We start from the raw sequence: 7,022 nt of genomic DNA on the forward strand, positions 1-7,022 counted from the left end.
GCAAGGGAGAAAACCCTGTATACGCGGTCAGGGATGGTGTGCTTTCATATTTCAAGCCCTTTGAGGGGCGGATAACAGGCTCGGACAACGGCCCTTTCAGAGTAAACCTCGGGAAAAACCATGGCATAAAGCAAGGAATGAGATTTACAGTTTTCAGGGAAGGCGAACCTTTTTACCATCCTGTTACAAAAGAGCTGATAGGTAAAACCGAAAAATTTATTGGGAGGCTGCAAATAAAAGAGGTTCTTGAAGATTCATCCATAGCTATAGCAGTCTCAGGCACACCTCTGAATGGCGATAAGATAAGAATAACCTCTTCGAGGATAAAACTCGCATTCTTTCAGGAAAAGGATGCAGACTGGGCACTATCCGAAGTATTTTACAACTCTCTGAAAGAATCAAGGCGTTTTGATATCCTGGAGTCTTATGTAAGGTCCTATGACCCGAAAGATTTAAGCAGTGTTGCCAAAAGCCTCGGTGCAGAGGCATTTCTCATATTTTCAACGCCCTCCAGCAAAGAAACCATGTCTATAAAGGCAAAATTATTCTGGGTTGAAGACACCAGGGTCTTTGCAGAACTTGAATCTGTTGTCGGCCCTGCCATTGCAAAAGAGCTTAAAACTAAAGAAGAAATCCCTTTCCTGAGCTCAGCAAAGGGAGAGCCATGGAGGAGCCATGAAATTTCAGGCGGCCGCCTTATTGCAATGGGAGATGTTGACGGCAATGGCAAAAAAGAGCTTGTTATAAGCGATGGCAAAGATATAAGGATTTATACCTATGAAGACGAGCTGAAAGAGATATGGCATGTAAAAGGCGTTGCTTCAGAAGAGCACCTTTCAATCGACATACTCGACCTCAACGGTAATGGAAGAGCAGAGATATTTGTCACATCCCTCAGGGGAGGTGCTACAATCCTGAGGGAAGATGATACAACCCCCAGGGGAGATGCTACAATGAACTCTTACGTTTTAGAATACGACCCGGCAGAAGGTTACAGAAAGCTGTGGGATAAAGCACCATACTTCTTCAGGGTAATGGGGGAATCGCTTCTGATGCAGGAGTTCAGCAAATACGATGCATTCTTCGGACCTGTATATAAAGGAATATGGGAAAATGGCGCTTATAAGCCTGGCAAGCCCATTGACCTTCCTGCTAAAATTGATATTTATGGCTTTGTTTATGTGGACTGGCAGGGAAAGGGCAAGCCGCAAGTCCTCGCCCTCGATGATGATGGTTATTTAAATCTCTATGACCGTGGCGGCAGGATATGGAGAAGCAAAGAGACGTATGGCGGGTATGAGATTTTCTTTGAAAGACAAACTATGAGAGTAGAACAACCCATAAAAAAATGGTATGTGAAAGGCAGAATTATAACTGTCAAAACAGAGCGGGGACAGGAGGCCATTGTCGTAAAAAATATCCCGTTTATCTCTATGATGAGGGGGTTTGGATACAAAGGGGCGGAAGTATACTCGTTATGGTGGGACGGTGGCATAATGGATGAAAGCTTAATATTAAGGGGCATCGACGGTATGGTAACAGATTGCTGGGTCGAAGGCGGAGCCCTCTTCCTTGCCAGCAAGCCCGGCTTTTTATCAAAAGCCTCGAAAGTCCTCCATGGCGATGCCTTTGCCAGCAGAACGCTTTACTATTACCGTCTTTCAGGGAAATAAACTCAAAAAAGCGTTAACCACAGAGACACTGAGACACTGAGAAATGATAAAAAATAAAAATAGATTTTAAAAACTCTGTGTCTCTGTGCCTCTGTGGTTTTCTTAATGCATAATCTGGGGTCGAAAATTTTTATTAATAGGAGGAGCGAAGTCCTGATGATAAAAACTAAAATGAATCCAGAACACATAGCAATAATAATGGACGGCAATGGCCGCTGGGCTGAACTCAGGGGGCTTCCACGAATTGAGGGGCACAGGGTAGGTGTGAAAAGGGTCAGGGAAATAATAGACGCCTCTATGGAGCTAAACCTTAAAGCCCTTACCCTCTATGTCTTTTCAATGGAAAACTGGCAGCGGCCAGAGCAGGAGATTAACGCCCTGATGGGCTTACTTGAATTTTATCTCAGGGCAGAAATGAAAAGGCTTGTAAAAGACAATGTGGTATTCAGGTCAATCGGAGAAATTGAAAAACTTCCTTCTGGCATCCAGAATCTCTTAAGAGAGCTCGAGGCCGCAACAGCACATAACACAGGGCTTTTACTCATCAGCGCATTAAGTTACAGTGGAAGGGAAGAAATATTAAAGGCAGTAATACGCATGCTCGGCGACGGAGTGAAACCAGAAAGCGTTGACACAAGCACCTTTGAAAGACACCTTTACACAAGTGGCATCCCTGAGCCGGACATGATAATACGCACAAGCGGAGAAATGCGGCTGAGCAATTTCCTCCTCTGGCAATCTGCCTACTCAGAGTTGTATTTTACAGAAACCCTCTGGCCTGACTTCGGAAGGGAAGAATTTATAGCTGCTATCCTCGATTACCAGCGGAGAAACAGGCGATTCGGAGCCCTGCCTTTGAGAGAAAAATAATGCATCTCAAAAGGCTCTTAATCGCAATAATCGTTCTACCGTTATTCTATCTCTATATCAGTTATCTGCCTTCTATATACTTTTTTGTCCTTATCTTCTGTGTGGGCATTATTGCCCTGTACGAGTTCTACCTCATGTACCGGCTGCCAGCAGCGCTATCTATTCCAGGCGTGCTTTCAGGTGGAATACTCTTTTATACAGCCCATTTCCTGCCAGCTTATTTTAAAGATGCCCTCTTTATATTTGTCTTTGCTTTATTGCTCTTAAGGCTCCTCGTAATAAGGACGCCCGCAGGTGCAATGAAAGATGCAGGGACATTAGTCCTGGGGCTTCTCTACATCCCCTGTCTTTTAAGCTTCATGTTTCCACTTATAGCCCGTGGAAAGGAATACATCCTCCTGCTTTTTGCCTCTGTCTGGCTTTCAGACAGCCTGGCCTTTTATATCGGCAGCAGTATCGGGAAGCACAAACTCTATACGTCAGTAAGCCCGAATAAGACAATAGAAGGGGCAATCGGTAGCCTCATTGGAGGTCTTTTAGGTTCCATAATTATAAAAGGCCTTTTTCCATCCATGGCAATAACAGGAATTAACGCTGCATTTATTGGTATAATTTTAGGGGCCTCGGCAATAGCAGGTGATTTACTGGAATCAATGTTTAAACGGGATGCTGGTGTAAAAGACTCGAGCAATTTAATTCCAGGGCATGGAGGCATGCTCGATAAACTCGATTCCATTATCATAGCAGGCCCGGTCCTTTACTATTTATTGAGGATCCTTTGAAAAAGATTTCTATCCTGGGTTCAACAGGCTCTATCGGGCAGAGCACCCTTGAGGTAATTAGCCGCCACCCCGATAAATTTCAAGTTGTTGGCCTTACTGCCAGAGGCAACACAAGGCTACTCGAGTCTCAAATAATCGCCTACAAGCCCAGGGCTGTGGCAGTCTTTGATGAATCTGCTGCATCAGAGTTAAAGAAAAAGCATTTGTCAGTCAAGATTTCCTCAGGCATTGAAGGATTAATTGAGGTTGCAGCACTTGATGAGGCTGATATGGTCGTATCAGCAATCACCGGTTCTGCCGGGATGCTGCCGACCTTTGCGGCAATTAATGCCGGTAACGACATAGCCCTTGCCAACAAAGAGGCGCTGGTGATGGCAGGGCCTTTAATCATGGATGCGGTATCAAAGATGGGAGTTATGCTCATACCTGTTGACAGTGAACACAGTGCCATATTTCAGTGCCTTAACGGCAGAAGGATAGAAGAAGTTCAAAAACTTATGCTGACAGCATCAGGAGGCCCGTTTATCAGGCTGTCTGCCTCTGACCTCAAAACAGTTACACCTGAGGAGGCATTAAAACATCCCAACTGGCCAATGGGAAGAAAGATTACAATAGACTCAGCTACTTTAATGAACAAGGGTTTGGAGGTAATCGAGGCTCACTATCTGTTTGGAATCCCGGCAGAGAGGATAGAGGTCATTCTTCATCCGCAGAGCATAGTGCATTCTATGGTTGAATTTATTGACGGAAGCATCCTGGCCCAGATGTCTGTCCCTGATATGAAGGGGCCGATATGCTATGCACTCTCATATCCACAGCGACTCGATAAGGTCCTGCCTCCCCTTAATCTCTTGAAAGTGAGGGAGCTTACTTTTGAGAAGCCTGATAATGAGAAATTCCCGTGCCTTTCCCTTGCCTATAAAGCCTTAAAAGTTGGTGGCACCATGCCATCTGTGCTTAATGCTGCCAACGAAGTTGCTGTAGAGGCTTTTTTGAATAAAAAGATAAGCTTAAAGGAGATCGCCACTGTCATTGCTGACACGATGAATTCCCATAATCCAGAAAAGTGTGTTAGTATTAAAAATGTTTTAGAAGCTGCAGGATGGGCAAAAGAAAAGGCAAAAGAAATTATGGAGATATTAAATTAACATGACGGTTCTCTCAGCCATAGTGCTTCTGGGCATCCTTATTTTTGTCCATGAACTCGGGCATTTTATAATTGCAAAGCTGATGGGGGTTTCTGTCCAGAAGTTTTCCCTCGGCTTTGGCCTGAGACTGATCGGAAAGAAGATCGGTGAAACAGATTACATGATTTCAGCCATACCCCTCGGCGGCTATGTAAAAATGCTTGGAGAGACCCCTGGAGAAGAATTAAAAGAGGAAGATAAAGCGAGGGCATATAACTACCAGCCTGTATGGAAAAGGATGGCGATTGTCGTGGCGGGATCTTTATCTAATGTGCTCTTAGCATATGTTATCTTTGTCTTCTTCCTTGCATATGGGTTACCTGTAAATATCCCCAACTTAGATGCTATTACGCCAGCAATTGATGAAGTCGTAGAAGGCTCCCCTGCCGAAAGGTCAGGGCTCAAAGTCGGAGATAAAATTAAAACGATCAATGATAAAACAATAGACACATGGTTTGACCTGATCAGTATTATCAGAGAACATCCTGGGAAAAAAATAAAAATCGAGATAGAACGAAATGGCAAGCTCTTAATGATTGGTATTACACCTGAACCTGTTAAAGAGATTGACATTAAAGGTCAAGAGATATTTGTCGGGAAAATAGGCATAGTTAAATCTAAAAACCCTTTCCACAGTATAACATCCGAGAATGCCTTAAATGCTCCGATAAAAGGAATCGAGGCCATTTATAAGACGAGTATCCTGGTCTTGAGAGCGATAAAAGAAATAGTGACAGGGGCGATCTCTCCTAAAACCATAGGCGGGCCTATAACAATTATAAAACAATCAGGAGAAGCCGCATCTATAAGTATCTTGCTGTATCTGAAATTTATGGCATTTATAAGTATAAACCTCGGCATCTTAAACCTCTTTCCAATCCCGATTCTTGATGGGGGACACTTGATGTTTCTTTCCATTGAGGCGATAAGGAAAAGGCCCCTTAAAGAAAAGACCATCCTTCTGGCACAAAAAATTGGCTTTGCAATAATAATCGCCATTATGACCTTAGCCATATATAACGATATCTTGAGATTGATAACCGGGAAAATGTTTTGAGGCCAGCCTCTATAAAGAGACAGATTTCTTCAGGTGGAGTTATCTTCAAATTCAGCGACGGCAGCGTCAATGTTGCGCTCGTGGCAGTAAAGGATAAGACTGTCTGGTGTCTCCCAAAAGGGCTTGTAGATAAAGGCGAAGAACCACGGGCAACCGCCCTCAGAGAAGTAGAAGAAGAGACAGGCCTTGTGGGAGAAGTCATCGACAAGATAGGGGATATTTCTTACTGGTACTTTCTGAAAAACGAGAATATAAAGTATCATAAGACTGTCCACTTTTTTTTGATGAAATACCTGAGTGGAAACACGGAAGATCATGACATGGAAGTGGATGATGCAAAATGGTTCCCAATAGAGGAAGCAGAACAGGTTTTATCTTATAAAGGCGATAGGGAAATACTGCGGAAGGCTAAGGAGATGATAATCAAACACATGACAGCCTGTTGAAAAAGCCTCTTTTCTGTCATTTCGAGCCCTTCGCTTTCTGTCATTCCGAACGAAGTGAGGAATCTTAAGATTTTTCGTTACACTCGAAATGACACTTCGTGTCAGGGTAAACCCAGCACCACAATGGTGCGGGGTAAACTCGGCGCGAAATCTTAGAGTCGTTAAGATGACACCAAAACTCAGTTTTTCAACAGCCTGATGGGAAGTGGAAAGTGATAAGTAAGAGTTTGGATATGAATGTAGCCGAAAAACTAATATCCTCCCATCTCGTATCAGGAGCCATGATACGAGGAGAAGAGATTGCAATATCTATAGAGCAGACCCTTACCCAGGATGCAACAGGCACTATGGCGTACCTTGAATTTGAGGCCATGTGCATACCAGAGGTAAAGACTTTATCTGTTAGTTATGTGGATCACAATACCCTTCAAACAGGCTTTGAAAATGCAGACGATCACAGATTCCTGCAGAGCATAGCTTCTAAGTATGGGGTTTATTTTTCCAGGCCAGGCAATGGTATCAGCCATCAGGTGCACCTTGAAAGATTTGCAAAGCCTGGTGTAACCCTGCTCGGCTCAGACAGCCATACACCCAATGCTGGAGCCGTGGGTATGCTGGCTATTGGTGCAGGCGGTCTCGATGTGGCAATGGCCATGGCCGGCGAGCCCTTCTGGATGATAATGCCGAGAATTGTCCGCGTGAATTTAGAGGGAAGCCTCTCTCCATGGGTTAGTGCAAAAGACATAATTCTTGAGCTTCTTAGAAGGCTGAGTGTAAAAGGTGGTGTTGGTAAGATATTTGAATACAGCGGAATTGGCTTAAATAATCTAACAGTCCCTGAAAGGGCAACAATTGCAAACATGGGTGCTGAACTCGGAGCAACCACATCAGTATTCCCTTCAGATGAGCAGACAAAGGCCTTTTTAAAGGCGCAGGGCAGAAAAAAAGACTGGAGCCCCCTCCATGCTGAACGCCATTCTTCCTATGATGAAGAAATCGATATAGAC

Annotated in this window: 7 protein-coding genes; all 7 read left to right on the forward strand. The window is 44.0% G+C overall.

Features of this window, described 5'->3' with window-relative positions; translation table 11 throughout:
- The coding region (locus HZC12_09590; GenBank protein MBI5026955.1) for a VCBS repeat-containing protein at positions 1-1,673 on the forward strand (1,673 nt) is incomplete at its 5' end.
- Positions 1,674-1,778: 105 nt separating this feature from the next.
- Complete coding sequence (gene uppS, locus HZC12_09595) at positions 1,779-2,543, forward strand: di-trans,poly-cis-decaprenylcistransferase (GenBank protein MBI5026956.1); 765 nt, start codon at positions 1,779-1,781, stop codon at positions 2,541-2,543.
- Entirely contained in the window at positions 2,543-3,325 is a 783-nt protein-coding gene (locus tag HZC12_09600; protein ID MBI5026957.1) for a phosphatidate cytidylyltransferase, read from the forward strand. Before uppS ends, HZC12_09600 begins: the two co-directional genes overlap by 1 nt.
- Positions 3,322-4,473, forward strand: coding sequence for a 1-deoxy-D-xylulose-5-phosphate reductoisomerase (locus tag HZC12_09605; GenBank protein MBI5026958.1), 1,152 nt, complete (start codon positions 3,322-3,324; stop codon positions 4,471-4,473). Before HZC12_09600 ends, HZC12_09605 begins: the two co-directional genes overlap by 4 nt.
- 1 nt (position 4,474) lies before the next feature.
- Positions 4,475-5,569 (forward strand): RIP metalloprotease RseP, encoded by a 1,095-nt coding sequence (rseP, locus tag HZC12_09610; GenBank protein ID MBI5026959.1) that lies wholly within the window; start codon positions 4,475-4,477, stop codon positions 5,567-5,569.
- 11 nt (positions 5,570-5,580) lie between these two features.
- Complete coding sequence (locus tag HZC12_09615; GenBank protein MBI5026960.1) at positions 5,581-6,015, forward strand: NUDIX hydrolase; 435 nt, start codon at positions 5,581-5,583, stop codon at positions 6,013-6,015.
- Between the two features lie 233 nt (positions 6,016-6,248).
- Positions 6,249-7,022 (forward strand): aconitate hydratase (locus HZC12_09620; GenBank protein MBI5026961.1); only part of this gene is annotated, 774 nt, incomplete at its 3' end.

Source organism: Nitrospirota bacterium, from assembly GCA_016214385.1.
In the GTDB taxonomy this organism is placed as follows: domain Bacteria; phylum Nitrospirota; class Thermodesulfovibrionia; order UBA6902; family JACROP01; genus JACROP01.

Bases quoted from the DNA above. Each gene is read 5' to 3' on its own strand.
- rseP (MBI5026959.1), top strand. From the start codon at position 4,475: ATGACGGTTCTCTCAGCCATAGTGCTTCTGGGCATCCTTATTTTTGTC.
- HZC12_09600 (MBI5026957.1), top strand. From the start codon at position 2,543: ATGCATCTCAAAAGGCTCTTAATCGCAATAATCGTTCTACCGTTATTC.
- uppS (MBI5026956.1), top strand. From the start codon at position 1,779: ATGCATAATCTGGGGTCGAAAATTTTTATTAATAGGAGGAGCGAAGTC.